Genomic DNA, 574 nt, shown 5'->3' with positions numbered 1-574 from the left:
GCTCTATAATAAAGTAAGTAAAAGTAAAATAGCGAAGCAATTTAAAAAAGTAGTAAAAAGTGCTGTATTAGCAACTAAAAAAGCTTATAAACAAACTGTAAGTAAAACCAAGGAAGTTTATAAACAAACTGCAGCGAAAACAAAAGAGGTCTACCAGCAAACAAAACAAATCGTAAAAGAAGTTAAACAAACAACGAAGGAAATAGCCATTAAAACGAAATCAACTGCCAAAACGGTTGGGAAGGAAATCAAAAATCCAGTTGTTAAGTCATTCAATAGCTTCAAGGAAATTGGTAAAGATTTCAAAGACGGTTTAGATACTAGAAAAGATAAAGCACTTAACTCCCCATATGATTTTGCAAATTATCTTACACTAGGTGCAGTAGATGGCATTTGGTCGGGTGCAAAAAGTAGAAAAGATAAGATGTTCAATTCACCATCTGATTTTTTAAATTATGCAACATCAGGCTTGACGGACATGGTAAAAGGTTCGGTGAACCCGAAAGACCCACTATCGAAAGAGCATTGGTTAGATAGTTTTGGCGTAGCCACGTCAGTGTTGGGAGTTAAAGGG

At 35.0% G+C, this 574-nt stretch carries 1 pseudogene; it reads left to right on the top strand.

The window, feature by feature from the left end:
- A pseudogene (locus ACP3VS_RS24225) lies at positions 1-574 on the top strand (hypothetical protein); the annotation flags it as partial.

This window comes from Lysinibacillus sp. VIII_CA (genome assembly GCF_049943995.1).
Taxonomy (GTDB): Bacteria; Bacillota; Bacilli; order Bacillales_A; family Planococcaceae; genus Lysinibacillus; species Lysinibacillus pinottii.
This window is presented reverse-complemented; position numbering and strand designations above follow the sequence as displayed.